This window comes from Paraburkholderia sp. RCC_158 (genome assembly GCF_041355255.1).
GTDB classification, from domain to species: Bacteria; Pseudomonadota; Gammaproteobacteria; order Burkholderiales; family Burkholderiaceae; genus Paraburkholderia; species Paraburkholderia graminis.
Genome location: NZ_JBFUPM010000014.1, coordinates 1 through 25,604 on the forward strand (window position 1 = coordinate 1; position 25,604 = coordinate 25,604).

At 63.3% G+C, this 25,604-nt stretch carries 25 protein-coding genes; 12 read left to right on the plus strand and 13 right to left on the minus strand.

Translation table 11 applies throughout. The annotated features are described in order from the left end of the window. Positions 1-1,152: NAD(P)(+) transhydrogenase (Re/Si-specific) subunit beta (locus AB6809_RS24080; protein ID WP_371027348.1), on the plus strand; the 1,152-nt coding region annotated here is incomplete at its 5' end. A gap of 46 nt (positions 1,153-1,198) precedes the next feature. Here AB6809_RS24080 and AB6809_RS24085 read toward each other — a convergent pair. The 3 genes from AB6809_RS24085 to AB6809_RS24095 form a co-directional block, all read right to left on the minus strand. Next, positions 1,199-1,945 (minus strand): YafY family protein, encoded by a 747-nt coding sequence (locus tag AB6809_RS24085; protein WP_006047929.1) that lies wholly within the window; start codon positions 1,943-1,945, stop codon positions 1,199-1,201. Between the two features lie 164 nt (positions 1,946-2,109). Next, positions 2,110-2,493, minus strand: coding sequence for a VOC family protein (locus tag AB6809_RS24090; protein WP_029970452.1), 384 nt, complete (start codon positions 2,491-2,493; stop codon positions 2,110-2,112). A gap of 228 nt (positions 2,494-2,721) precedes the next feature. Further along, positions 2,722-4,020 (minus strand): class I SAM-dependent RNA methyltransferase, encoded by a 1,299-nt coding sequence (locus AB6809_RS24095; RefSeq protein WP_029970451.1) that lies wholly within the window; start codon positions 4,018-4,020, stop codon positions 2,722-2,724. A gap of 481 nt (positions 4,021-4,501) precedes the next feature. On the opposite strand from AB6809_RS24095, the gene AB6809_RS24100 reads away from it, so the two are divergent. Next, positions 4,502-4,975: a DUF805 domain-containing protein gene (locus AB6809_RS24100; protein WP_344676340.1), complete on the plus strand. Its 474-nt coding sequence runs from the start codon at positions 4,502-4,504 to the stop codon at positions 4,973-4,975. Positions 4,976-5,350: 375 nt separating this feature from the next. Here AB6809_RS24100 and AB6809_RS24105 read toward each other — a convergent pair whose 3' ends face one another. Genes AB6809_RS24105 through AB6809_RS24125 form a run of 5 tightly spaced genes read right to left on the minus strand, consistent with a single transcriptional unit; the run spans position 5,351 to position 9,395 of the window. Next, positions 5,351-6,082, minus strand: a complete 732-nt coding sequence (locus AB6809_RS24105; RefSeq protein ID WP_029970449.1) for a PqiC family protein — start codon at positions 6,080-6,082, stop codon at positions 5,351-5,353. Continuing rightward, positions 6,079-7,737, minus strand: a complete 1,659-nt coding sequence (locus tag AB6809_RS24110) for an intermembrane transport protein PqiB (RefSeq protein WP_029970448.1) — start codon at positions 7,735-7,737, stop codon at positions 6,079-6,081. The genes AB6809_RS24105 and AB6809_RS24110 overlap by 4 nt, the downstream gene beginning before the upstream one ends. Next, positions 7,730-8,380: a paraquat-inducible protein A gene (locus AB6809_RS24115; protein ID WP_006047923.1), complete on the minus strand. Its 651-nt coding sequence runs from the start codon at positions 8,378-8,380 to the stop codon at positions 7,730-7,732. The genes AB6809_RS24110 and AB6809_RS24115 overlap by 8 nt, the downstream gene beginning before the upstream one ends. 8 nt (positions 8,381-8,388) lie before the next feature. Then, positions 8,389-9,180, minus strand: a complete 792-nt coding sequence (locus tag AB6809_RS24120; protein WP_029970447.1) for a paraquat-inducible protein A — start codon at positions 9,178-9,180, stop codon at positions 8,389-8,391. Next, entirely contained in the window at positions 9,162-9,395 is a 234-nt protein-coding gene (locus tag AB6809_RS24125) for a hypothetical protein (RefSeq protein WP_171800372.1), read from the minus strand. Before AB6809_RS24125 ends, AB6809_RS24120 begins: the two co-directional genes overlap by 19 nt. 199 nt (positions 9,396-9,594) lie before the next feature. Between AB6809_RS24125 and AB6809_RS24130 the strand changes: the two genes are divergently transcribed. From AB6809_RS24130 to AB6809_RS24145, 4 genes are all read left to right on the plus strand, one after another. Continuing rightward, positions 9,595-10,155 carry a cytochrome b gene (locus AB6809_RS24130; RefSeq protein ID WP_029970446.1) on the plus strand — a complete coding sequence of 187 codons (561 nt, stop codon included), beginning with the start codon at positions 9,595-9,597 and terminating at the stop codon, positions 10,153-10,155. Between the two features lie 8 nt (positions 10,156-10,163). Further along, positions 10,164-10,727, plus strand: a complete 564-nt coding sequence (locus AB6809_RS24135; RefSeq protein ID WP_006047920.1) for a YceI family protein — start codon at positions 10,164-10,166, stop codon at positions 10,725-10,727. Between the two features lie 50 nt (positions 10,728-10,777). Next, positions 10,778-11,359, plus strand: a complete 582-nt coding sequence (locus AB6809_RS24140) for a YceI family protein (protein ID WP_006047919.1) — start codon at positions 10,778-10,780, stop codon at positions 11,357-11,359. Positions 11,360-11,713: 354 nt separating this feature from the next. Beyond that, on the plus strand, positions 11,714-12,991 hold the full coding sequence (locus tag AB6809_RS24145) for an MFS transporter (RefSeq protein ID WP_029970443.1): 1,278 nt from the start codon (positions 11,714-11,716) through the stop codon (positions 12,989-12,991). 99 nt (positions 12,992-13,090) lie between these two features. On the opposite strand, the gene secF is transcribed toward AB6809_RS24145, so the two are convergent. The 5 genes from secF to queA form a co-directional block, all read right to left on the minus strand. Then, positions 13,091-14,041: a protein translocase subunit SecF gene (gene secF, locus AB6809_RS24150; protein WP_006047917.1), complete on the minus strand. Its 951-nt coding sequence runs from the start codon at positions 14,039-14,041 to the stop codon at positions 13,091-13,093. A gap of 18 nt (positions 14,042-14,059) precedes the next feature. Further along, the gene (gene secD / locus AB6809_RS24155) at positions 14,060-16,135 is read right to left on the minus strand and encodes a protein translocase subunit SecD (protein ID WP_006047916.1); all 2,076 of its coding nucleotides are present in this window, start codon (positions 16,133-16,135) and stop codon (positions 14,060-14,062) included. Positions 16,136-16,251: 116 nt separating this feature from the next. Continuing rightward, positions 16,252-16,584 (minus strand): preprotein translocase subunit YajC, encoded by a 333-nt coding sequence (gene yajC, locus AB6809_RS24160; protein WP_006047915.1) that lies wholly within the window; start codon positions 16,582-16,584, stop codon positions 16,252-16,254. Between the two features lie 198 nt (positions 16,585-16,782). Further along, on the minus strand, positions 16,783-17,958 hold the full coding sequence (tgt, locus tag AB6809_RS24165) for a tRNA guanosine(34) transglycosylase Tgt (RefSeq protein WP_006047914.1): 1,176 nt from the start codon (positions 17,956-17,958) through the stop codon (positions 16,783-16,785). Between the two features lie 110 nt (positions 17,959-18,068). Then, positions 18,069-19,127 (minus strand): tRNA preQ1(34) S-adenosylmethionine ribosyltransferase-isomerase QueA, encoded by a 1,059-nt coding sequence (gene queA / locus AB6809_RS24170; protein ID WP_006047913.1) that lies wholly within the window; start codon positions 19,125-19,127, stop codon positions 18,069-18,071. 169 nt (positions 19,128-19,296) lie between these two features. Between queA and recG the strand changes: the two genes are divergently transcribed. The 6 genes from recG (at position 19,297) to AB6809_RS24200 (ending at position 25,357) form a co-directional block, all read left to right on the plus strand. Beyond that, a complete protein-coding gene (gene recG, locus AB6809_RS24175; RefSeq protein ID WP_006047912.1) occupies positions 19,297-21,537 on the plus strand; it encodes an ATP-dependent DNA helicase RecG in 2,241 nt (746 codons plus the stop codon). A 133-nt stretch (positions 21,538-21,670) separates the two neighbouring features. Beyond that, complete coding sequence (locus tag AB6809_RS24180; RefSeq protein ID WP_006047911.1) at positions 21,671-22,630, plus strand: LysR substrate-binding domain-containing protein; 960 nt, start codon at positions 21,671-21,673, stop codon at positions 22,628-22,630. Between the two features lie 165 nt (positions 22,631-22,795). Continuing rightward, on the plus strand, positions 22,796-22,933 hold the full coding sequence (locus AB6809_RS24185; protein ID WP_006047910.1) for a hypothetical protein: 138 nt from the start codon (positions 22,796-22,798) through the stop codon (positions 22,931-22,933). A gap of 90 nt (positions 22,934-23,023) precedes the next feature. Further along, the gene (locus AB6809_RS24190) at positions 23,024-24,475 is read left to right on the plus strand and encodes a catalase (protein WP_029970442.1); all 1,452 of its coding nucleotides are present in this window, start codon (positions 23,024-23,026) and stop codon (positions 24,473-24,475) included. 81 nt (positions 24,476-24,556) lie between these two features. Further along, positions 24,557-24,718, plus strand: a complete 162-nt coding sequence (locus tag AB6809_RS24195) for a hypothetical protein (RefSeq protein WP_165919808.1) — start codon at positions 24,557-24,559, stop codon at positions 24,716-24,718. 150 nt (positions 24,719-24,868) lie between these two features. Beyond that, positions 24,869-25,357 carry a Dps family protein gene (locus AB6809_RS24200; protein ID WP_006047907.1) on the plus strand — a complete coding sequence of 163 codons (489 nt, stop codon included), beginning with the start codon at positions 24,869-24,871 and terminating at the stop codon, positions 25,355-25,357. Positions 25,358-25,604: the final 247 nt, after the last annotated feature.

The window sequence follows — 25,604 nt, forward strand, 5'->3', positions numbered from 1 at the left end:
TCGCTGATCGGTCTCGCGGCGGTGTGCATCGCGTATGCGGTGGTGTCGGAGCCGGCGGCATTCGGATTGATCGATCCCGAGAATCCGGTGCCGGGCTTTCTGCCTTATGGCAATCGCGTCGAGTTGTTCATCGGCACGTTCGTCGGCGCAATTACTTTTAGCGGCTCGGTGATCGCGTTCGGCAAGCTGTCGGGCAAGTACAAGTTCCGGTTATTCCAGGGCGCGCCGGTCGTCTATGCGGGTCAGCATCTGATCAACCTGATGCTCGCGATTGCGATGCTCGGCTTCGGCGTGATCTTCTTTTTCACGCAGTCGTGGCTGCCGTTCATCATCATGACGCTGATCGCGTTCGTGCTCGGCGTGCTGATCATTATTCCGATCGGCGGCGCGGACATGCCGGTCGTCGTGTCCATGCTCAATTCGTATTCGGGCTGGGCGGCGGCGGGCATCGGCTTCTCGCTGAACAATCCGATGCTGATCATCGCGGGCTCTTTGGTGGGCTCGTCGGGCGCGATTCTGTCGTACATCATGTGCCGCGCGATGAACCGCTCGTTCTTCAACGTGATTCTCGGCGGCTTCGGCAACGAGCCGGGCGCGGCTGCGGCGGGCGGATCGGCTGAGCAGCGTCCGGTGAAATCGGGTTCTGCCGATGACGCATCGTTCATGCTCGGCAACGCAGAAACCGTCGTCATCGTGCCGGGTTATGGCCTTGCCGTTGCGCGCGCGCAGCATGCGTTGAAGGAGTTGACCGACAAGCTCGTGGAGAAAGGCATCGAGGTGAAGTACGCGATTCACCCGGTCGCGGGACGCATGCCGGGTCACATGAACGTGCTGCTCGCCGAAGCCGAAGTGCCGTACGACATGGTGTTCGAAATGGACGACATCAACGGCGAGTTCGGTCAGGTCGACGTGGTGCTCGTGCTCGGCGCCAACGACGTCGTGAACCCGGCCGCGAAGAACGATCCGAAGTCGCCGATTGCGGGCATGCCGATCATCGAGGCTTATAAAGCGCGCACGGTGATCGTCAACAAGCGGTCGATGGCGGCGGGTTACGCGGGGCTCGACAACGATCTGTTCTACATGGACAAGACGATGATGGTGTTCGGCGACGCAAAGAAAGTGATCGAGGACATGGTCAAGGCGGTCGAATAACACGCGATAAATTGCGCGGCGCGCGAAGGTCTGCGCCGCGTAATGCTCACTTCTGTTTCGGTTTGGCGTTCACATGCCGTAGCAGATCCGCGAGCCGTCGGCCTTCCTGATCGGGATACGGCTCGCGCACTTCGAGTTGCTGGATCTTCTCGAGCCCGAAGTTGCGGAAATCGCCGCGCAATTCACACCACGCGCCAAGCGTCCAGCGCGCGCCCCAATAGGCGAGTGCGAGCGGCCACACGCGCCGCTCCGTCGCCGCGCCGTTGGCATCCGTGTACGCAAAGCTCACCACATGCCGCGCGTCGATCGCGCGGTGCAGCGTGTCGAGCTGCGTCGAAAAATCGCTTTTGATGTGGAACGACGGCGCGAAGATCGCGAGCCTTTCAAGGGACGCGCGCTTGTCTGCGGGCATGGCCGACGCAATCTTGGCCAGTGCGCCGCGCGCTCCGCTCGCGAAGCCGGCGCCGCCCCACGATTCGAGCATGCGCGCGCCGGCGGCGAGCGCCGCGAGTTCATCGGCGGTGAAGGTGAGCGGCGGAAGGCTCGCGCTGCGGCTCAGCCGGTAGCCGATGCCGGCCTCGCCTTCGATCGGCACGCCGGATAGCTGCAGGTCGCGAACGTCGCGATAGACGGTGCGCAGCGAGATGTTGAGCCAGTCGGCGAGTTGCTGCGCGGTGGTCAAACGCCGGCCGCGCAGCAATTCGGCGATCTGGAACAGACGGTCGGCGCGGCGCGTCATCGTGGGCGTCTTGTAGAAGAGGACAGGGACAGTCCCGCGATGATAGCGCCGCATGCCGCGCTCCGGTCAGCGTTCGGGTTAGCGTTGGGTTCAGCGCTTGGGTGTGCGTTCGCGCGAGCGTTTGAGTGGATGCTCAGGTGAGCGTTCGGACGGCGGGTTCGATGCGTGTGTCGCCCGCGCGGGCGTTACCCGTTCGATGGCCGCTGTCCGCAGCGCGGTTAGCCGTTGGTGCGCGAATGCAGGCCGAGGCGATTGCCTTCGCTGTCGATGAAAAACGCGATATAGCCGATGTCCTGCGGCAGCTTGATGACCGGTCCATCGGTCTTGCCGCCGGCTTCTTCGATGCGGGCGAGCGCAGCGTCGACGGTCGGCTGCGCGTTCAGGTAGACGAGCACGCCGTCGCCGTTCGGGGTCATCGACGGGCTGTGGACGATCGCGCCGCCCGTCGCCGGTTCTTCGTAGCCGAACACGGCGATGGGCTGGCCGCCGATTTCCTGGCGGTTCAGCTTCACGTCGAGCGCGACTTCATAAAAGCGCACGGCGCGGTCGAAATCGACGGACGGGATTTCGAACCATGCAACAACTTTGGACGATGCGGACATGACACTCTCCTGTGGATGGCGGTAGGCCGGATAAATCGCCGGATGGCGTGAGGAGGAGTGTGCGGGGGTGCTGCTGACAGCGTGGTGTCAGTAGGGTGGGGCGGTCGGGCTGGGTCGTGCGATCGTGCGGATGGGCGAGGTGAGAAAAAACCGCGGCACTGTGTGTGGCCGCGGTTTGTTTCTGGCTGCGTTTGCTTGGCGCTTGTTGTTTGTCGCTTGCCGCTTGTCTTAACCGGCAGGCGTATCGCCTTGCGGCCGCTGACGCACGCTGCCCGCGATCAGATCGAAGCGGAACAGCCGGCATTCGAGCGCTCCGTTAAAGAGCGGTGTCTTCGTCGATTCGCGCAGGCGCAACTGGCCCGGCAGCTTGCGATCCGACGTCAGGATGAATGCGTGCCAGCCGGTGAAGCGCTGCTTGAGCGCGTCGCCGAGCGACTGGAAGAACTCGCTGTCGGGCGCTTCTTCCTGGGCGCGGCGAAAGCTGTCGTCCTCGCGGTTGTCGCGGCTGCGTCCTTCACGTCCTTCGCGGATTTCGCCGCGCGCGTTGCGTCCGCGCACTTCGATCCGCTCACCATACGGCGGATTGGCGACGAGAATGCCCGGCGCCGATGTCGGCGGCGTCATGCCGCGCGCGTCGACCTGTTTGAGCGGAATGGTCGGCAAGCCGGCGCGCTGGAAATTCGCGCGCGCCTTGTCGAGCATGTCGCCGGAAATGTCGCTGCCGAAAATCTGCAAGTCGGCGCGCGAGTTGCGGGCGGCGTGTTTGGCGTCGAGCGCGGCGGCCTTCAGCGTCTGCCAGGTTTTGCTGTCGTACTGCTTGAGCTTCTCGAAGCCGAAGCGGCGTTCGGCGCCGGGCGCGATGTCGAGCGCGACCTGCGCGGCTTCGGCGAGGAACGTGCCGCTGCCGCACATCGGGTCGTATAGCGGCGTGCCGGCGCTCCAGCCCGTCAGCCGCAGAATGCCCGCCGCGAGATTTTCGCGCAGCGGCGCCGCGCCCTTGTCGAGGCGCCAGCCGCGCTTGAAGAGCGGGTCGCCGGAGGTGTCGAGGTAAAGCGTGCAGTCGGTCGCGGTGAGAAACGCGAACACGCGCACGTCGGGCGTCGCGGTGTCGATGTTCGGGCGCGCGCCGCTGACTTCGCGCAGACGGTCGCAGATCGCGTCCTTCACGCGCAGCGTGGTGAATTCGAGGCTGCGCAGCGGCGACTTGATCGCGGTGACGTCGACGCGCAGCGTTTCGTTCGCGGAGAACCATTGCTCCCAGCGTTGTTCGACGGCGAGTGCGTAGATGTCCTGCTCGCTGCGATACGGACGATGCGCGATTTTCAGCAGCACGCGGCTCGCGAGGCGCGAATGCAGATTGGCCGCCATGCCGGCTGCCCAGCCGCCGCGAAAATGCACGCCGCCGGGGACTTGCGAGCCGGGTGCGAACGGCGCGCCGTGCAGATGCTTCGCGGCGATCTCGGCGAGTTCGGAGGCGAGCGCGGCTTCGAGACCGCGCGGGCAGGGGAGGAAGAAATCGAAGGACATGGAGGGGCTAGCCGGTGGGCTGTGGGTAAGGGGGTATTGTACGCGGTGGGGTGTGGGGGGTGCTTTTTGGCCCTTTGGCCTTTTCTTGTTTTTTGTCGGTGGTCTATTTGTGTTGCACCTGGCTTGCTTTGGCCTTTCCTTGTTTTCTCGGTGGTCTATCGGCGTTGCCCCTGTGCGGGGCGGCACTTACTTTCTTTGCCGCCGCAAAGAAAGTAAGCAAAGAAAGCGGGCTCACACCGCTAGCTTATAGATGGCTCCCCCAGTTCTGAGGCGGCAGTGGTGCGCCTGACATCCGTGCCCTCGCACATTCGACGCCCGTGACAAGGCAGTCATTCTTCCCGCCTCGCACTGCGTGCTCGCCGGGAGGGTTGCTTCCGGCGCGCACGCCGCTTCGCGCACGACCGGAAATCGCGCCTGTTGTCTTGCGAAATGTCCCGCGCCTATCCCGTTCTCGCCGGCGTAGTCTTGTATTGGGTGCCACGTGGAAGTCTGGTCAGAGCTGCACAGCCGTCGCAACCAGTGCTGCACACGTTTCCACGGTCTTAATGGCATCTATCGCGTGGCGTCCGTCACGGCGCGCGGTTTTTTCGGTCGTTTCTATCAGAAAGAGAAAAACATGAAATGGTATCTGCTAGTGCTTTCGAAGTACGTTGAATTCAGTGGACGAGCGCGTCGCAAGGAATACTGGATGTTCCTGCTGTTCAACGTAATCATCGGGATTGCCTACGGAGTCGTGCTGGTCATCCTCGATCTGGAAGAGTCCAGGTTCTGGCGCAACCTTTATCCCTTGCTGGTGTTCCTTCCGGGCCTGGCGGCGCTGGTTCGTCGCATGCACGATTCCAACCGAAGCGGTTGGTGGGCCCTTTGCCCCGTCGCCAACCTGGTGTTTGCCTGCTTCGAGGGAACGCGAGGCCAAAACCGCTTCGGCCCCGACCCAAAGCAACCAACGCAATGAGCGAGCGCTGACCCTTCAATAGAGCGAAAAGCGAAAAGCGAAAAGCGAAGAGCGAAGAGCGAAGAGCGAAGAGCGAAACAGACACCACAGCGAACCCTTCCGACGAGCACGAGTGCGAGTCGGGAAGCATGACTGCCTTGTCACAAGTGCGGAGTGCGCGAGAGCACGGATGTAAGGCGCACCACTGCCCACGCCGAGCAAGGGGCTCCATTTATAAGCTAGCGGTGTAAGCCCGCTTTCTTTGCTTACTTTCTTTGCGGCGGCAAAGAAAGTAAGTGCCGCCCCGCACAGGGGCAACACGAATAGACCACAACGAATTCAAGGAAAGGCAAAAAAAGAAAGCAAAAAAACCAACGTGAAAAGCACAAAAACCAATCACCGCCCAGCAACACCCGCATCCAAAGCAGGACACCCCGGCACACTACCGCGAGCACTCGCCTTCCCCCCCTGCGAAGCAGAAGCAGAACCCGCAGCAGCAGCCATAGCCTGCAACGCAGCAGCCACCTGCCCAGAAACGCGCATCAAAGCCCGCCGATGCCCATCAACAAGCGCATCATACCCACCACCGACAGGCTCACTAACAACACTCCTGCAAGTCATCACAGCAGTACTGCGCACCGCCCGCACACTCCACACCGCATCGATCAGCGCATGCGACCCAGGCCACGACTCAAACCGCTGCACATTCATGCTCACGCGATACACCGGCGTCGCATCGGAATAAGCCGTCCCGTACACATCGATCGTATTGAGTTGCTGAGTGAGACTGGTCGACAACGCGCGGCGCAATTCATCGCCGGGCAGCGACGCCCAGCGATCTTCTTCCAGCACCTTGACCTGCGTCGGTCCCGTCTGCACGACGAGCTGAGTCTTCGCGACTTGCGGCGGCACATCGATAGGCGCGACTTCGATCAGCCACGCAGGCGCCGCCGACGTCCGTGAGTCTGAAGCCGCAGCGGACGCAGCGCCATTCACATCGCCCAACGTATAAAACCGGCTACTCGGCGACGCACACGCCGCGACCGCCAGCACCGCGGCGAGCGCACCGGCACGAACAGCGCTGCGCGCCACTACGCGCGACAAACGGGGGAGTCGAACGAACATCATGGCTTGTCTCCTGCTTTACCGCGCAACAACGATTCCGGGTGGCGCTCGAGATAATCCGACAGCGCATTCAGCGACTGCAACGTGCGCGTCAATTCCTGCAACGCCTGATGCACATCCGACTGCAACGGCGAGTCCTGCTGCAACGTCGCCTCCGCCGAGCCGAAGGTCTGCTTCGCGGCGGCCAGCGTGTCGCGGGCTTGCGGCACGACTTCCGTGTCCAGTCGCTTGAAGAGCTGATCGGCATTCTTCAGCGCGCTGTTCAGGTTGTTGCCGATCTGATCGAACGGCACCTTGTCGAGCTTCTTCGCGATGTCGGCGACCTGCAATTGCAGCTCGTCGAGCGTGTTCGGAATGGTCGGCAATTCGAGCGGGTCGCTGGCTACGTCGACGGTGGCCGGCGGCGCCTTCGGGAAAATATCGAGCGCGACGTACAACTGGCTCGTGATCAGATTGCCCGTGCGCAACTGGCCGCGCAGTCCGTGCTTGACGAGTTGTTGCAGCAGCGTCTGACCGGCGAGGCTGCCCGGCGTCGGCGCGGTTTCGCGGAAGCGCTTGCCGAGGCGGTCAGGGTAGATGTTCATCGTCACCGGCATCGTGAAGCTGCGCGTCTTCGGATCGTAGTCGATGCCGATGTTGGTCACCTGACCGAGCACGATGCCGCGGAAATCGACCGGCGCGCCGACCGACAGACCGCGCAGCGACTGGTTGAAGTTCATCACGACGCGCAGCGGCACGCCGTCCGGCTCGCGCATCGCGTCGCCTTCGTCGGAACCGAGGCGGAACGTCATGTTGTTCGGCGCCTGCGCGCCCACGCCCTGGCCCGGCGGCGACTGGAACGACAAGCCGCCGACGATCACCGTCGCGAGCGACTGCGTGTTCAGCTTGAAGCCGCTCGAATCGAGCCGCAGATCGACGCCGCTCGCATGCCACCAGCGCGAATTGGTGCCGACGTACTGGTCGAACGGCGCGGACACGAACACCTGCATGGTCACGCCGGTGCCGTCCTTGTCGAGCGAAAAGCCGACCACCTGGCCGACCTGCACGCGGCGATAAAAAATCGGCGAGCCGATGTCGATGGAGCCGAGCGAATCGCCATGCAGAATGAACTGATGACCCTTCTGGTCGCCGGTAATCGGCGGCGGCGTCTCGAGGCCGACGAAGTTCTTCTCGCTGTCCGGCGAATGACCGGCGTCCGCGCCGATATAGGCGCCGGAGAGCAGTGTGGTGAGGCCCGACACGCCGCTCGCGCCCACGCGCGGCCGCACGACCCAGAAGCGCGAATCCTTGACCGCGAAGTCTTCGCCTTCCTTCGTCAACTGCACCTGCACGAGCACGTGCGAAAGATCCTTCGACAACGTGATCGACTTGACCGCGCCGACGTCGACGTCCTTGTACTTGACCTTGGTCTTGCCAGGCTCGAGCCCTTCCGCGCTGATGAAACTGATCGTGATGGTCGGGCCTTTTTCCGTCACCGACTTGATGACGAGCGCAATGCCGATCAGCGCGGCAATCAGAGGGATCACCCAGACGAGCGACGGCAGCCAGCGGCTGCGCGGCTCGATGTCGGGGTCGGGCAGTTGGGGCGGCAGCTTCGGTCCGTTCGAATCGTTGCGCGGCGCATCGGAGGCGGGCGTCGGTCCTGGCGGGCTAGTCATGTTCGAGGTCCTGAGGTTTTTGGGTACTGCCGTCCACGTGGTCCCAGATGAGCCGTGGATCGAATTGCATGGAGGCCATCATCGTCAGGATCACTACCGAGCCGAACGCAATCGCGCCGGGGCCGGCCGTGATCACGGCAAGCGATTTGAAACGCACGAGCGCCACGGTCAGCGTGACGACGAACACGTCGAGCATCGACCAGCGGCCGATCCGCTCGACCATCCGATAGAGCGTCGTGCGCTGCTCCGGCCGCCAGCGCGAGCGTCGCTGCGCGGTGACGGTGAGCAGCACGAGCACGCTCAGCTTCAGCATCGGCACCATGATGCTGGCGATGAACACGATCACCGCGAGCGGCCAGTCGCCGGAGGTCCAGAAATAAACGACGCCGCTCATGATGGTGTCGTCTTCGGAACCGAGCAGCGACGACGTGTGCATGACCGGCAACAAATTTGCCGGAATATACAGCAAGGCCGCGGCGATCAGCAGCGCCCAGGTTCGCATCAGGCTGTCGGGATTGCGCGAGTGCAGATGCGCGCCGCAGCGCCCGCAGTGCTGCGGTGTGACCGAGCGGATGCGCGGCTCGACGCGTCCGCACGCATGGCAGGCCACGAGCCCCGCGCGTTTTGCGGTGACGTATTTCATCGCGCGGGTCATCCTCGATTGGAGGCCGGCGGGGCGCCGGGACTTGTGCCGCGGCCTGGGTCGCTGCGTGTGTCGCGGCTGGAGTCGGCTTCGTCGCCGGCTTGCAGCAGCGGCGGCGCGGGCGGGCCGGCCATCGAGCCGAGCGCGGCTGCCGCGCTGTCGGCCGACGTGCGCGGCAGCGGCCGCTGGCCGCGCGCGCCGAGTTCGTCGGCGAGATCCCACAGAATGCGCGGATCGAACGTGACGACCACGGCGAACATCAGCGTGAGCGCGCCGAACGCGAAGAGCGCCGCTTCCGGAATCACGCGCGCGAGACTGACCATCTTCACGATCGTGATGAGCACGCCGAGCATGAACACTTCGATCATGCCCCAGGGCCGCACGAACTGGATCGCGCGCAACACGCGGTTAAAGCCTCCCGGCACATAGCCGGCGCGCAGCGGTACCAGCACGTAGAGCAGCGCGACGAGTTCGGTGAGCGGAAAGAGAATCGTCGAGCAGAACACCATGACGGCGACGATCTGCATGTTCTCGTTCCACAGCGCGACGAGCGCACCGAACAGCGTGGTCTGCGAGGTAATGCCGTTAGTCTCCAGCTCGACGATGGGGAAGCCCTGCGCGATCAGGAACGTGATCAGCGCGGCGAGCGTCATGGCGCTGATGCCGTCGAGCTTGCGCGATACGCCCGCGTAGAGCGTGGCGCCGCAGCGCGGACAGCGGGCGACTTTGCGCCCGACAAGCCGTGGCTTGCGGAACAGCGTATCGCATTCATGGCACGCGATCAGGTTGTCATGTTCCATGCGGCAGCGGGCCAACGATATGTAAGTGAGCGTGCAATGCCGGTCGCAATTTCGGTGGCAATACTGGTTGCAATGCGGGTCGCAATGTAGCCGATTCGGCGGGTCTGTAAAAATTCGTGGAGCAATAGTACCAAAAGGCATTGCCGCGCCGCGCCGGTGAGCGCGAAACGCTTGGCGGGCAACGGTTCTGACAGCGTCCGTCCCCAATTGTTCAACCGGCTGATCCGGGAACGTGAAGGCGTCCTTCGGTCAATTTCGCTTTGCCGCAGCCAGCTTTTTGCGCTTCGGGTAGCATGGCGGCCTGGTGCGTCTCGAAGGCCGCGGCGCCCGGCACTTTGGCGATGGACTTTACATCGGCGGGGAATAGCCGGGGGTGCCGCGCCGTTAACCTCTCTTAGCAAGCGTTGACCTGTCATGGCACACAATCCTTCATTCGGCGGCCGGGAGTCGTACACGCGGACCGCCATTGCGATTCATTGGCTGATCGCGCTGCTGATCGTTTGCGGCTTCGCGCTCGGCTGGGTGATGACCGACATTCCCGGTTTCACGCCGACCAAGCTGCGCTATTTTTCGTGGCATAAGTGGATCGGCGTGACCGTGTTCGCGCTCGCTGTCGTGCGCATTCTGTGGCGCGCGACGCACGGCGCCCCGGCGATGCCGCGCCGCATGCCCGCCTGGCAGCGCGGCGCCGCCCATCTCGTGCATCTGCTGCTGTATGCGTTGATGATTGCGATTCCCGTCTCCGGTTATCTGTATAGCTCGGCGGCGAACGTGCCGGTCGTCTATCTCGGGCTGATTCCGCTGCCGCGGCTGATCGCGCCGGACCCGCATCTGAAGGAACTGCTCAAGAACGTCCACATCGTGTTGAATTACACGTTGCTGGCGCTGGTCGCGATGCACGTCGCGGCGGCGCTCAAGCATCAGTGGCTGGACCGCGACGGGCTGCTGTCGCGCATGATTCCCTTCCTCAAATAAGGACCACCATGAAGGTCTCGTTTTATCGCTACATGCTGGCGGCGTTTGCCGCAGCCTCGCTGACCGCGGCCGGCGGCGCGCTGGCCCAGGTCGACACCGCGAAGAGTTCGGTGACGGCTACCTCGAAGCAGATGAACGTGCCGGTCGAAGGCAAGTTCGGCAAATTCACCGCGCAGGTCAAGTTCGATCCGGCCAAGCCCGCCGAGGGCAGCGCGCAACTGAACATCGACGTGGCGAGCTACGATCTCGGCGACGAGAGCTATAACGATCAGGTCCGCGGCAAGGAATGGTTCGACGCGAAGACCTATCCGAGCGCGACCTTCGTTTCGAGCGCGATTGCGCCGGCCGGCGGCAATCAGTACAAGGTGACGGGCAAGCTGACCATCAAGGGCAAATCGCAGACGGTCGTGGTGCCCGTTACCGTGACGCAGCAGGGCGCGACGCAGGCGTTCGACGGCTCGTTGCCGATCAAGCGTTCGCAATTCGACATCGGCACGGGCGAGTGGAAAGACACGTCCGTGGTTGCCGACGACGTCGTCATCAAGTTTCATATCGTAGCCGCACGCAAGTGACTTGCGCTGCGCGTTGAGCGCAGCCGTTCTTACCTGACTGGGAGCATGAATTGAAGACATCCACGTTGATCGCCGCCGGTGCATTGGCCTCCTGCGTTTCGCTTGGCGCATTCGCCGCCGCCGACACCTATCAGCTCGACCCGACTCACACCTATCCGAGTTTCGAGGCGGACCACTTCGGCGGCCTGTCGGTGTGGCGCGGCAAGTTCACGAAAAGCTCGGGCACGGTCACGCTCGACCGCGCGGCCAAGACCGGCACAGTCGAAGTGAACGTCGATGCGGCGTCGATTTCCACCGGCAACGGCAAGCTGGACGATCACCTGAAGACGGCGGAGTTCTTCGACGTCGCTAAGTTTCCCGCCGCGACGTACAAAGGCACCGACATCAAGTTCGACGGCGACAAGCCGTCGGAAGTGGTCGGCAGCCTGACGCTGCACGGCGTGACGAAGCCGCTGAATCTGAAGGTGGAGTCGTTCAAGTGCATGCAGCACCCGGTGCTCAAGCGCGAAGTGTGCGGCGTCGAGGCGAGCGCGCAATTCAATCGCGCGGATTACGGCATGGATTTCGGCAGCAAGTACGGCTTCAGCATGGAGACGAAGCTGCATATCCAGGCTGAGGGCATCAAGCAATAAGCGCTGGTGAGGGCGCAGCGGGCGCCTGCCCGCTTGCGCCTGCCGCTTGCGGTTGCGCTTGAGATGATGCCGCGGTCGCGGCGCATCAAAAAGCAAACGGTCCGTTTCACCGCGCGTTTTACCGCTGTTCCGGCCGCTTCGTCGCTTTCGCGACGAAGCGGCTTTTTCATGGCGTCGCCGGAAATCGAAGGCGATCGAGGCGTTATGTGAGGCCGGTTCGACATTTCGCACTCGCGCCGCTTTAATTTTTCGGGTACATAGAGCGCTGGCACCGCATTGGTTGTGCGCGCATCCAATGCGGCGAGATCGGGCGTCGGCTCGCATCCATAATATTCGCGCGAACTGGAGATCTGCATGAACGCAACGACTGCAGCAAGCCTTGCGGGAAGCCGGCGAAATTCGTGGCGGGCGGTGATCGCCGCGTCCATCGGCAACGCGCTGGAATGGTTCGATCTCGTGGTCTACGGCTTTTTTGCCGTGGTGATCGCGAAGCTGTTTTTTCCGGCCGGCAACGACACCGTGTCGCTGCTGCTCACGCTCGGCACGTTCGGCGTGTCGTTCTTCATGCGGCCGCTCGGGGCCATCGTGATCGGTGCGTACGCCGACCGCGCCGGACGCAAGGCGGCGCTCACGCTGTCCATCCTGCTGATGATGGGCGGCACGCTGATCATCGCGATTTTGCCGACCTACCGAAGCATCGGCATTGCGGCGCCGGTGATTCTCGTCATCGCGCGTTTGATGCAGGGCTTCTCGGCCGGCGGCGAATTCGGCAGCGCGACGGCGTTTCTCGCGGAGCATGTGCCGGCGCGGCGCGGCTTTTTCGCAAGCTGGCAGGTCGCGAGCCAGGGGCTCACGACGCTGCTCGCGGCCGGTTTCGGCGTCGTGCTGACGGGCAATCTGACGCCGGAGCAGATGGCGGCCTGGGGGTGGCGCGTGCCGTTTTTCTTCGGGCTGCTGATCGGACCGGTTGCCTGGTACATTCGCACGAAGCTCGACGAAACGCCTGAGTTTCTCGCCGCGGAAACCACTACGACGCCGCTGCGCGATACCTTCACGAGCCAGAAGCTGCGGCTCCTGATCGCAATCGGCGCGGTCGTGCTCGGCACGGTGTCGACTTACCTGGTGCTGTTCATGCCGACCTTCGGCGTGAAGCAACTGGGGCTCGCGCCATCGGTCGCGTTTTCGGCGATCGCACTGACCGGCCTGATCCAGATGGTGTTTGCGCCGCTCGTCGGGCATCTGTCGGACCGGCACGGACGCACGACGATCATGCTGATCTCCGGCGTGCTGCTGCTCGTGCTGATCTATCCGGCGTTCGTCTATCTGGTCGCGCATCCTACGTTCGGCACGCTGATCGCGCTGCAAATCCTGCTCGGTTTCCTGATGACCGGCTATTTCGCGGCGCTGCCGGGCTTGCTGTCGGAGATGTTTCCGGTGCAAACGCGCACGACCGGCATGTCGCTCGCCTATAACATCGCGGTCACGGTGTTCGGCGGCTTCGGGCCGTTCATCATCGCGTGGCTGATCAGCTTTACCGGCTCGAAAGCGGCGCCGAGTTATTACCTGATTTTCGCCGCGCTGTTGAGCCTGGCGTCGCTGGTGGCGGCGCGGCGGAAGTTGGGGTTCCGGTAGGCTCGTAAGCGGACATCGCGCGGTAAACGCAAAAGGCCGGTTCGTCGATGAACCGGCCTTTTGCATTACAACAGTGGACTGCGCGTTACCGATAAGCCATCACACCTGCGCACCCGCATTCGGATCGTTCGGATCAACGCGTTCTTTCTTGTCCTTCACCAGATCCTCGCGCTTCACGCCGAACCACATCGCGAGCGCCGCCGCGACGAACACCGACGAGTAGATACCGAACAGAATACCGACCGTCAGCGCCAGCGCGAAGTAGTGCAGCGTCGGGCCGCCGAACAGGAACATCGACAGCACCATCATCTGCGTACAGCCGTGCGTGATGACGGTTCGCGACATCGTGCTCGTAATCGCGTGGTTGATGACTTCGATCACCGTCATCTTGCGTTCGCGGCGGAAGGTCTCGCGAATCCGGTCGAAGATAACCACCGATTCGTTCACCGAATAACCCAGCACCGCGAGCACGGCCGCCAGCACCGACAGCGAGAACTCCCACTGGAAGAACGCGAAGAAGCCGAGAATGATCACGACGTCGTGCAAGTTCGCGATCACACCGGCCACCGCGTACTTCCATTCGAAGCGGAACGACAGATAGATCACGATGCCCACGACCACGCAGGCGAGCGCCAGCAGACCGTCGGTGGCGAGTTCCTTGCCGACCTGCGGGCCGACGAACTCGACGCGCTGCAACTGCACCTGCGGCGTATCGGTCTTGAGCGCGCTCATCACCTGGTCGCTCTGCTGCGCGGACGTCAGCCCTTGCTTGAGCGGCAAACGGATCAGCACGTCGCGCGAGGTGCCGAAGTTCTGCACCTGCGCGTCGCCATAGCCGAGCTTGTTCAGCGTGCCGCGCACCGGGTCGAGCGGCGCCGCGCCCGGATACTGTACTTCGATGACCGTGCCGCCGGTGAACTCCACCGACAGATGCAGCCCGCGATGCACGAGAAAGAACACGGCGGCGAGGAACGTCAGCAGCGAAATGGCGTTGAAGATCAACGCACGCTGCATGAACGGAATGTCTTTGCGAAAGCGGAAAAATTCCATGGTCTTGTTCTCCGGGACTCAGCGGGATGAACCCGGTTTCTGCGACGAGCTCGGCGTGCCCGGCGCGTTGCGGCGACGCACGGTCGGCTTGCCCGCGCGCGACTGCGCGGCTGCGGCCGGCGCTTTCTGCTTCGCGGCGGCGGCTGCGCTTGCCGCGCGCATGGCTTGCGCGGTGTCGGTTGCAGCGTCGTCTGCTGTGAGGTCGTTACCCAAGTAAGCACCCGAGCCCGCAGCCGCGGTTTCCGGACGCCACACCTGGCCGATGGCCAGCGACTTCAGCTTCTTCTTGCCGCCGTACCAGAGGTTCACGATACCGCGCGAGAAGAACACCGCCGAGAACATCGACGTGAGAATGCCGATACAGTGGACGATTGCAAAACCGCGCACCGGACCGGAGCCGAAGGCGAGCAGCGCGACACCGGCGATCAGCGTGGTGACGTTCGAGTCGAGAATCGTCGCCCACGCATGCGCGTAGCCGTTCTGGATCGCCAGTTGCGGCGGCGCGCCGTTGCGCAGTTCTTCACGCACGCGTTCGTTGATCAGCACGTTGGCGTCGATCGCCATACCGAGCGCGAGCGCGATAGCCGCGATGCCCGGCAACGTGAGCGTGGCCTGCAACATCGACAGCACCGCGACCAGCAGCAAGAGGTTCACGGACAGGCCGATCATGGAGATCACGCCGAACAGCATGTAGTACGCAATCATGAAGACGGCGATGGCCGCGAAGCCCCACACGACCGAGTGGAAGCCCTTCTTGATGTTGTCGGCGCCGAGGCTCGGGCCGATGGTGCGTTCCTCGATGATGTCCATTGGCGCGGCCAGCGAACCGGCGCGCAGCAGCAGCGCGAGGTCGGCGGCGCCTTGCGGCGTGGCCTGGCCGGTGATCTGGAAGCGGTCGCCCAGTTCCGACTGGATGGTCGCCACCGTCAGCACTTCGCCCTTGCCCTTTTCGAACAGCACCATCGCCATCGGCTTGCCGATGTTGTCGCGCGACACACTGCGCACCGCGCGGCCGCCGGCCGAGTCGAGGCGAATGTTGACGGACGGACGCTGATGTTCGTCGAAGCCCGCCGACGCGTCGATAATCCGGTCGCCCGTGAAGATGATCTGCTTTCTCAGCAGCACCGGCGTCTGGTTGCCTTGCGTGAACAGTTCGTCGCCTGGCGGCACCGGATCGGACGGATTCGGATGCGTGTTGACCGGATCGGCGAGGCGCGCTTCGAGCGTCGCCGTGCGGCCGATGATGTCCTTCGCCTTCGCCGTGTCCTGCACGCCCGGCAGTTCGACCACGATCCGGTCGGTGCCTTGCTGCTGGATCACAGGCTCGGCCACGCCGAGTTCGTTCACGCGGTTATGCAGTGTGGTGATGTTCTGCTTGAGCGCGGCGTCCTGCACGGCTTTCTGCACCGTCGGCGTGAACGTGCCGACGAGTTGCACCGAGCCGTCCGGACTGTTTTGCGACGCCCATTGCAACTCGCCGATGCCGCGGCCCAGTTGCTTCGCCGCCGCATCTGCCGTCGCCTGGTCGGCGAAATTGATCACCACCGTCTGGTTGACGCGGTTCACGCCGCCGTCGCGGATATTGTTGTCGCGCAGGAGCGTGCGGGCGTCCGACGCGTCGGAGTCGAGCTTCTTGTTCAGCGCGCCCGCCATGTCCACTTGCAGCAGGAAGTGCACACCGCCGCGCAGATCCAGACCGAGATACATGGGCAGCGCGTGCAACGCGGTCAGCCAGCGCGGCGACGCGCTTTGCAGGTTCAGCGCCACGATGAACTGCGGGTCGTTCGGATCGGTGTTCAGCGACTTTTGCAGCAGGTCTTTCACGCGCAGTTGCATGTCGGTGTCGACAAGGCGCACGCGGATGTTCGCGTTGGCCGACGTGTTGTCGAACGTGACGTCTTCCGGCTTGATCTGATTGGCTGCGAGCGCGGCTTCGACTGCCGAGAGCGTGGTCGAGTCGAGCTTGACCGTTGCCTTGCCGCTCGACACCTGCACCGCCGGCGCTTCGCCGAACAGATTGGGCAGCGTGTACACGAGGCCGATGACCAAAGCCACCAGCATCACGGCATATTTCCAGAGGGGGTAACGATTCATGAGTGGTCCAACGGAAGGTTGGCTTGAAAGCGATGCGCCCGGCGATGAGCGCGGGCGATCCGGTCAGGTATGCGTGGATCGCCGGCGAGGCCGCGCCGGACGCGAGAGAGCAGGCCTTACAGCGACTTGATCGTGCCCTTCGGGAGAATCGTCGTGACCGACGCTTTCTGCACGGTGATTTCCGTGCCTTCCGAGATTTCGACGCCGACGTAAGCCTCGCCCACCTTGGTGACCTTGCCGACGATGCCGCCATTCGTCACCACTTCGTCGCCCTTGGCCATGGCGGCGAGCATGTTGCGGTGTTCCTTCTGGCGCTTCATTTGCGGGCGAATCATGATGAAGTACAGCACGCCGAACATGAGGATCAGCGGCAGGAAGCTCATCAGGTTTGATTCGATGCCACCACCTGTGGCCGTGCCTTGGGCGAAGGCATTGGAAATGAACGACACGTTGGTCTCTCCGTTATAGATCAATTCAATCAAAAAAATCAGCCGGTTATTCTACCACCGGCATTGCGCGCGTCGGCGCGGCGTTTCGGCTTTGCGATCAACCGCTTAAAGCCGATTTTTGCCGTCCGCGAAAGTGGATTGTAAGGTTTTTCGCTCGCTGTCTGATGATTCTTGTCCGCAATCAGATTGCGTTCGCCGTCATGGCGCGTCGTCGATGCCGCGCGCGCGGTTCTCGTGAAAGCGCTTGCGGAACGGCTCGAACATTTTCGCGTCGATTGCATCGCGCATTTCCTGCATGAGTTCCAGGTAGTAGTGCAGGTTGTGGATCGTATTCAACTGCGCGCCGAGAATTTCCCCCACACGATGCAGATGATGCAGATAGCCGCGAGTGAAATTTCTGCATGTATAGCAGCCGCATTGCTCGTCGAGCGGACGCAGCGAATTCTTGTGCGCGGCATTGCGGATCTTGATGTCGCCAAAGCGCGTGAAGAGCCAGCCATTGCGCGCGTTGCGGGTCGGCATCACGCAGTCGAACATGTCGACGCCGGCCGCGACGCCCGCGACCAGATCTTCTGGCGTGCCGACGCCCATCAGATAGTGCGGCTTGTTGGCCGGCAGCTTCGGGCCGATGTGATTCAGCACGCGCATCATGTCTTCTTTCGGCTCGCCGACCGACAGACCGCCGATCGCGAGACCGTGAAAATCCTTCTCCGCGAGACCCGCGAGCGACTCGTCGCGCAGGTCTTCGAACATGCCGCCCTGCACGATGCCGAACAGCGCGTTCGGATTGCCCAGGCGCCGGAATTCGTCGATTGAACGCTGCGCCCAGCGCATCGACATGCGCATGGAATCCGCGGCTTCCTTGTGCGAGGTCGGCACGTTGTTGGTCGCGTACGGCGTGCATTCGTCGAACTGCATCACGATGTCCGAGTTCAGCACCTTCTGGATCTGCATCGACACTTCCGGCGACAGAAACAGCTTGTCCCCGTTGATCGGCGACGCGAACGTCACGCCGTCTTCAGTGATCTTGCGCAGGTCGCCGAGCGAGAACACCTGGAAGCCGCCCGAGTCGGTGAGGATCGGCTTTTTCCAGCCCATGAAGCCGTGCAGGCCGCCATGCGCGCCGATGGTTTCGAGCCCAGGCCGCAGCCAGAGGTGAAACGTATTGCCGAGGATGATCTGCGCGTGCATTTCCTCGAGTTCGCGCGGCTGCACCGCCTTGACCGTGCCATACGTGCCGACCGGCATGAAGATCGGCGTTTCGACCACGCCGTGATTCAGCGTGACGCGGCCGCGCCGCGCCTGGCCGTCGGTGCCGAGCAGTTCGAACTTGAGGCCGTCCGCGGGCTGTTGCGTTTGATGACCGATGGTCATTGAAATGACTCCTGTGCTACCGGAAAACAGTCCGGCGCGATAAGAAAACGCCGCCGCGAGTGTTCGCAGCGGCTTCAGGGAACGACGAAAACAAGAAGCGCCGGGTTAGCTCAACCGTCGCGCCGCGTCAGAAGCATCGCGTCGCCGTAGCTGAAAAAACGATAGCGCTGTTCGATTGCATGACGATAAGCGGCGCGGATCGTCTCCACGCCGGCGAACGCCGACACCAGCATCAGCAACGTCGACTTCGGCAAATGAAAATTCGTCACCAGCCGATCGACCACGCGGAAGCGGTAGCCCGGCGTGATGAAAATATCGGTTTCCGTGCTCGTCGCGGCAAGCGGGCGGCCGGCGGCTTCGGCATCGCGCGCGGCGGCTTCGAGCGCGCGCATCGACGTCGTGCCCACCGCGATCACGCGATTGCCGCGCGCTTTGGTCGCGGCGATCTTGTCGGCGAGCGATTGCGGCAGGTGATACCACTCGCTATGCATCTTGTGCTCGGCGAGATTCTCGACGCGCACCGGCTGGAACGTGCCCGCGCCGACGTGCAGCGTCAGCGTCGCGCGCTCCACGCCGTGCGCGTCGAGCCGCGCGAACAGCGCGTCGTCGAAATGCAGGCCCGCCGTGGGCGCCGCGACCGCGCCGGGATTTTGTGCGTACACGGTCTGATAACGGGCTTCGTCGATCGAGTCGGGGTCGTGCTCGATGTACGGCGGCAGCGGCAGCCGCCCGAACTGCTCGATCAGCGTCAGGCAGTCGGCGGGAAAATGCAGCGTGTAGAACGGCTCGACGCGCTCGCCGACGGTGACGTCGAACGCATCGGCAAGACGGATCGTGGTGCCCGGCTGCGGGCTCTTGCTCGCGCGGATTTGCGCGAGCGCCGTGCGCTCGCCGGTCAGGCGTTCGACCAGCACCTCGATCTTGCCGCCACTGGCCTTCTGGCCGAGGAAGCGCGCCTTCAGGACTTTGGTATCGTTGAAGACCAGCAGATCGCCGGGCGCAATGCAGTCGGGCAATTCGGCGAAGCGGCGGTCGATGAGGCGCGCGGCGCGATCGGCGTCGGCCGCGTTGTCCACCTGAAGCAGCCGGCTCGCGCTGCGCTCGGGCAGCGCGACTTGCGCGATCAGCTCGGGCGGCAGATCGAAATCGAAATCGGAAAGCGTAAACATGCGAACGACTGGAAGCGAATGGAAACTGAATTGAGCCGAAGCCTGAGCCGGGCGGCTATGATTGCGGGACGCCGCGGCGGCCCGCGAGCCCGCGCGCTTGCGCAGCCCGCGAACAGCCGCGCGGCCTTCGATACTTTTGACAGCCGATATTGTACTTGCGAAGCAGCCCATGCCTTTGTCCGACCGCCGATTGCCTTCCGCTACCGATGATGCGAGCGCCGAGCCGGCACCCGGCGTCGCGCGCGGCGGCGCGGCGGCGCAAGGCAAACGGACGGCGCGAACGGGCTCTGCCAAAGCCGCCGAGAAATCGGCAGCCAAATCGGCAGCCAGGCCCGCAGCCAAAGCTGCCGACAAGCCCGTCGACAAACTCGCCAAGCTAGGCCTCACGCGCGACATCGACCTCGTGCTGCATCTGCCGATGCGCTACGAGGACGAAACCTCCCTCACGCCGATCGGCCATCTGCTGCCGGGCGGCATCGCGCAAACCGAGGGCGTCGTGTTCGACAACGAGATCGCCTATCGGCCGCGCCGCCAGTTGCTCGTCAAACTGCGCGACGACGCCGGCGACGAACTCGTGCTGCGTTTTCTCAATTTCTACGGCTCGCAGGTCAAGCAGATGGCGATCGGCGCACGGCTGCGCGTGCGCGGCGACGTGCGCGGCGGCTTTTTCGGCATGGAGATGGTGCATCCGGCCGTGCGCGTCGTCGACGAAGACACGCCGCTGCCGCAAGCGCTCACGCCGGTTTATCCGAGCACCGCGGGCGTGACGCAGGCGTATTTGCGCAAGTCCATCGACAACGCGTTGTCGCGCACGTCGCTGCCCGAACTGTTGCCCGAGGCCGTCGCGCGTCAATGGTTGCAGCCGCTTGGCGTGCCCTCGCTGATGGACGCGGTGCGCACGCTGCATCATCCGGACGCGCAATCGGACGAAACGGCGTTGATCGACGGCACGCATCCGGCGTGGGTGCGCATCAAGTTCGAGGAACTGCTCGCGCAGCAGATGTCGCTCAAGCGCGCGCACGACGAGCGCCGCACGCGCGCCGCGCCGGCCATGCCGCGCCGCAAGCTCGGCGACGAATCCGCGCTGGTCGCGCGTTTGCTCAAAGCGCTGCCGTTTTCGCTGACGAAGGCGCAGGAGCGCGTCGGCGGCGAGATTGCGCTCGACCTCACGCAGCCGCATCCGATGCAGCGGCTCTTGCAAGGCGACGTCGGCAGCGGCAAGACGATTGTCGCCGCGCTCGCGGCCGCGCAGGCAATCGACGCCGGTTATCAGGCCGCGCTAATGGCGCCCACCGAAATCCTCGCGGAGCAGCACGCGCGCAAGCTGCGCGGCTGGCTCGAGCCGCTCGGCGTGAGCGTCGCGTGGCTCGCGGGCAGTCTGAAGGCGAAGGAAAAGCGCGCGGCGATCGAAGCGGCCGCGCTCGGCACCGCGCAACTCGTGATCGGCACGCACGCGATCATTCAGGACACGGTGGAGTTCGCGCGGCTCGGGCTCGTGATCGTCGACGAACAGCATCGCTTCGGCGTCGCGCAGCGGCTCGCGTTGCGCGCGAAGGCGCAGAACGCCGCCGACGGCGCGCGCGATTTTCAGCCGCATCAACTGATGATGTCGGCCACGCCGATTCCGCGCACGCTCGCCATGACGTATTACGCGGATCTCGACGTCTCGACCATCGACGAATTGCCGCCCGGACGCACGCCGATTCTCACCAAGCTCGTGTCCGACGCGCGCCGCGAAGAGGTGATAGGCCGCGTGCGCGAAGCCGCGCTGACGGGGCGTCAGGTCTACTGGGTGTGTCCGCTGATCGAGGAAAGCGAGACGCTGCAATTGCAGACCGCCGTCGAGACTTACGAAACCCTCGTCGCGGCGTTGCCCGAATTGAAGGTGGGCCTCGTGCACGGGCGTCTCGCGCCGGCTGAAAAAGCTGCGGTGATGGACGCCTTCACGCGCAACGAAGTGCAATTGCTGGTCGCGACCACGGTGATCGAAGTGGGCGTCGACGTGCCGAACGCGTCGCTGATGGTGATCGAGCACGCCGAGCGCTTCGGCCTCGCGCAATTGCACCAGTTGCGCGGACGCGTGGGGCGCGGCAGCGCGGCGTCGGTGTGCGTGCTGCTCTACACCGGCCCGCTGTCGATGACCGCCCGCGCGCGCCTGCAAACCATGCGGGAGACGACCGACGGCTTCGAAATCGCGCGCCGCGATCTGGAGATTCGCGGCCCCGGCGAGTTTCTCGGCGCGCGGCAATCGGGCGCGGCGATGCTGCGGTTCGCCGACCTGCAAAACGATCAATGGCTGATCGAGCCCGCGCGCGAGGCGGCCGCGGCGCTGCTCGAGCAATATCCGGAAGTCGTCGCCCAGCATCTGGCGCGCTGGCTCGGCGCGCGCGAACAGTATCTGAAGGCTTGAACACGCTGCTGTTGGCGGCGCCGCGGCATGGCGTATTTCGCCGATATTGAAAACCGGCGAACCCGGTTGGCGAACCGACCCTATGGGTGTATAACTAGAACCTATCGAATCCACCGCACTGATTGGTCCCCCAATGACGCTCACCGAATTGAAGTACATCGTCGCCGTTGCCCGCGAGCGGCACTTTGGCCGGGCCGCCGAAGCGTGTTTCGTCAGCCAGCCGACGTTGTCCGTCGCTATCAAGAAGCTCGAGGACGAGCTCAACGTGCAGATTTTCGAGCGCGGCACCAGCGAAGTCAGTGTCACGCCGATCGGCGAGCAGATCGTCACGCAAGCTCAGCGGGTGCTGGAACAGACGCTCGCCATCAAGGAAATCGCCAAGCAGGGCAAAGATCCGCTTGTCGGGCCGCTGCGCCTTGGCGTGATCTATACGATCGGGCCGTACCTGCTGCCCACGCTCGTCAAGCAGATGATCAAGCGCGTGCCGCAAATGCCGTTGATGCTGCAGGAAAACTACACGCTCAAGCTGATCGAACTGCTGAAGCAGGGCGAGATCGACGTCGCGATCATGGCGCTGCCGTTCCCGGAAACCGGCCTGATGCTGCGTCCGCTCTACGACGAGCCGTTTGTCGTCGCGCTGCCGTCCGGTCACGCGTGGGAAAACCGTCCGAAAATCGACGCCGACGATCTCAAGCAGGAAACCATGCTGCTGCTCGGCAGCGGTCACTGCTTCCGTGACCACGTGCTCGGCGTGTGTCCGGAGCTGATGCGTTTCTCGCAGAACGCCGACGGCATCCAGAAAACGTTCGAGGGGTCGTCGCTGGAAACGATCCGCCATATGGTGGCGAGCGGCGTCGGCATTACCGTGCTGCCGCGCATGTCGGTGCATGAGGTGAAGCCGCACGCGGGCGGCATCGACTCGGGCCTGCTGTCCTATGTCGCGTTCGGCGAGCCGGTGCCCGATCGCCGCGTCGTGCTCGCGTGGCGCAAAAGTTTTACGCGGATGCCCGCCATCGACGCGATCTGCGACGCCATCAACGCCTGCGACCTGCCGGGCGTGAAGAAGCTGGATTTGCCGGTCGCGGTGAACTGACGCGCGTTGAGCGCGGAAGCAACAGCAACAGCAGCCGCAGGCGGGGCCCAACTCGCGCCCGCCTTGCGCCTATGGCATAGATTAAATTTATAAAACACGCGATTTCGATAGTCTTGATATAGTCTTCCTCATACATCGCCCGATGACAAAAACCCGGAGGACATCATGACGCAATCGAACGTGCCGCAAACTCAGACCTTCGCCGCTGAACCGGCCAGCGCCAATGCCGGCTTGGCGGCGGCCATGCTCGGCATGCGCACGGCCGCGTTTTCGTTGCTGGTCGACCGCGCTTTGTCCGCGTAGTCCGCTAATTGTTCGTCTAAGCTTTCGGCATTGCCTTGCCGCGCTTCTCCCCCCAATCCGTTTTGAACGAAAACCATCCAGGAGTCCCGCATGTCCGAACAGAAGCTCACCAATGCCGCCGGCGCGCCCGTCGCCGATAACCAGAATTCGATGACGGCCGGCGTGCGCGGCCCGGTCGTCCTGCAAGACGTATGGCTGCTCGAAAAGCTCGCGCACTTCGATCGCGAGGTGATTCCCGAGCGCCGCGTTCACGCGAAAGGCTCCGGTGCATTCGGCACGCTGAAGGTCACGCACGACATCTCGCGCTACACGAAGGCGAAAGTGTTCGCGCAAGTCGGCAAGGAAACGCCGCTTTTCATGCGCTTTTCGACGGTGGCGGGCGAGCGCGGCGCGGCCGACGCCGAGCGCGACGTGCGCGGCTTCTCGATCAAGTTCTATACGGAAGAAGGCAACTGGGACGTGGTGGGCAACAACACGCCGGTGTTTTTTATCCGCGATCCGCTGAAGTTTCCGGACTTCATTCACACGCAAAAGCGTGATCCGTACACGAACCTGCGCAACAACATTGCCGCGTGGGATTTCTGGACGCGCCATCCGGAGTCGATGCATCAGGTCACGATCCTGATGAGCGATCGCGGCATTCCGAAGAACTACCGTCAGATGCACGGCTTCGGTTCGCACACGTACTCGTTCATCAACGCGAACAACGAGCGTTTCTGGGTCAAATTCCATTTCAAGTCGCAGCAAGGCATTGAAAATTTCACCGATGCGGAAGCGTCGCAAGTGGTTGCGCAAGACCGCGAAAGCGCGCAGCGCGATCTGATTGGCAGTATCGACGAAGGCAATTTCCCGAAGTGGCGCTTCGCGATTCAGGTGATGCCGGAGGCGGAAGCCGCGGCGTATCGCTTCAATCCGTTCGACATCACGAAAGTGTGGTCGCAGAAAGACTATCCGCTGATCGACGTCGGCACGATCGAGTTGAACCGCAACGCGGCCAACTATTTCGCGGACGTCGAGCAGGCTGCGTTCACGCCGGCCAACGTGGTACCGGGCATCGGCTTCTCGCCGGACCGTCTGTTGCAGGGCCGTTTGTTCTCGTATGGCGACACGCAGCGCTATCGCCTCGGCATCAATCACCATCAGATTCCGGTGAACGCGTCGCGCGTTGCGAACCCGCATTCGTTCCATCGCGACGGCGCGATGCGCACGGACGGCAACCTGGGTGGCAACGTGAACTACGAGCCGAATCGTTTCGGCGACTTCGCGCAGGATGCGAATGCGTTGGAGCCGGCGCTTGCCGCGGGTGCGGTGGATCGCTACGACCATCGCGCGGATGACGACTACTACACGCAGCCGGGCATGCTGTTCGCGCTCTTCGATGCAGCGCAGCGCCAACGTTTGTTCGGCAACATCGCGCGGCATATCAACGGTGTGCCGCAGGACATCGTCGCGCGTGCGGTCGAGCATTTCCGCCGCATCGATCCCGCTTATGCCGAAGGCGTGATCGCCGCGATGGCCGAACTCGCGGAAGGCAAGAAGTAACGCAGTGTGTAAAGCGGGGCGCGCGTGCATGTTGCTTGCGCGTGTGCCCCGCGAGTATCGATACGAACAGGGAGCACGCTCATGATCGAGTTGATGAAAGCCACCGCCGGCAGATCGCCGGCCATGCATCGCGCGCAACAGCAGCAGACGCTCAACTTGCGCAGAGCCGTGGGCTTCGCCATCGTGACGAGCGGATTCGCGGTGATCGCGGCGCAAATGCTGCAACACGCGTTTGGCGGCTGAGCGGCGCAGCGTAGCGGCGACACCTCACACGAACATTTCGCCGTTCTAAGATAAACTGTCGAACGCTCGTTTTTGCCGGGCCTGCTGCCGGCAGGCCGCTCGCACGCGTTACTTCGTCACCGGTTCGTATCACTCTTCGAAGGAGTCATCATGGCCAAAAAAGAAGCTGTACAGCACGTCAATATCGGGATCAGCGACAAGGACCGCAAGAAGATCGCGGAAGGTCTGTCGCGTCTGCTCGCGGACACCTACACGCTGTACCTGAAGACCCACAACTTCCACTGGAATGTGACGGGTCCGATGTTCAACACGCTGCATCTGATGTTCGAAACGCAATACAACGAACTGGCGCTCGCCGTCGATTCGATCGCTGAACGGATTCGCGCGCTGGGCGTGCATGCGCCGGGCAGCTATAAAGATTTTGCGAAGCTGTCGTCGATTCCCGAAGCGGACGGCGTGCCTGCCGCCGAAGAGATGATCCGTCAGCTGGTGGAAGGGCAGGAAGCCGTGGTGCGCACCGCGCGCGCGATTTTCCCGTCGACGGAAGCCGCCAACGACGAGCCGACCGCCGACCTGCTGACACAGCGCATGCAGACGCATGAAAAGACCGCGTGGATGCTGCGCTCGATGCTGGCTTGATGGTTTGAATCGGTTGCGGTTGCTGTTCGCGTTCGTTTCGCAGAAGCCGAATGGCCGGATGTAACGTGGCACGATGCAAAGCCTCCCTTCGCGGGAGGCTTTGTTTTTTGCGCGCCGTTTGTGAGAACGCTGTGGCGGGGTCGCCATTGCCATCTGCTTTCGTCAGTAGTAGTTCGCACCGACGCGCCACGCCGTCCGCATCCCGTAAAATAACGGCACCGTCCTCGCACTTTGTCTGCATTCAACG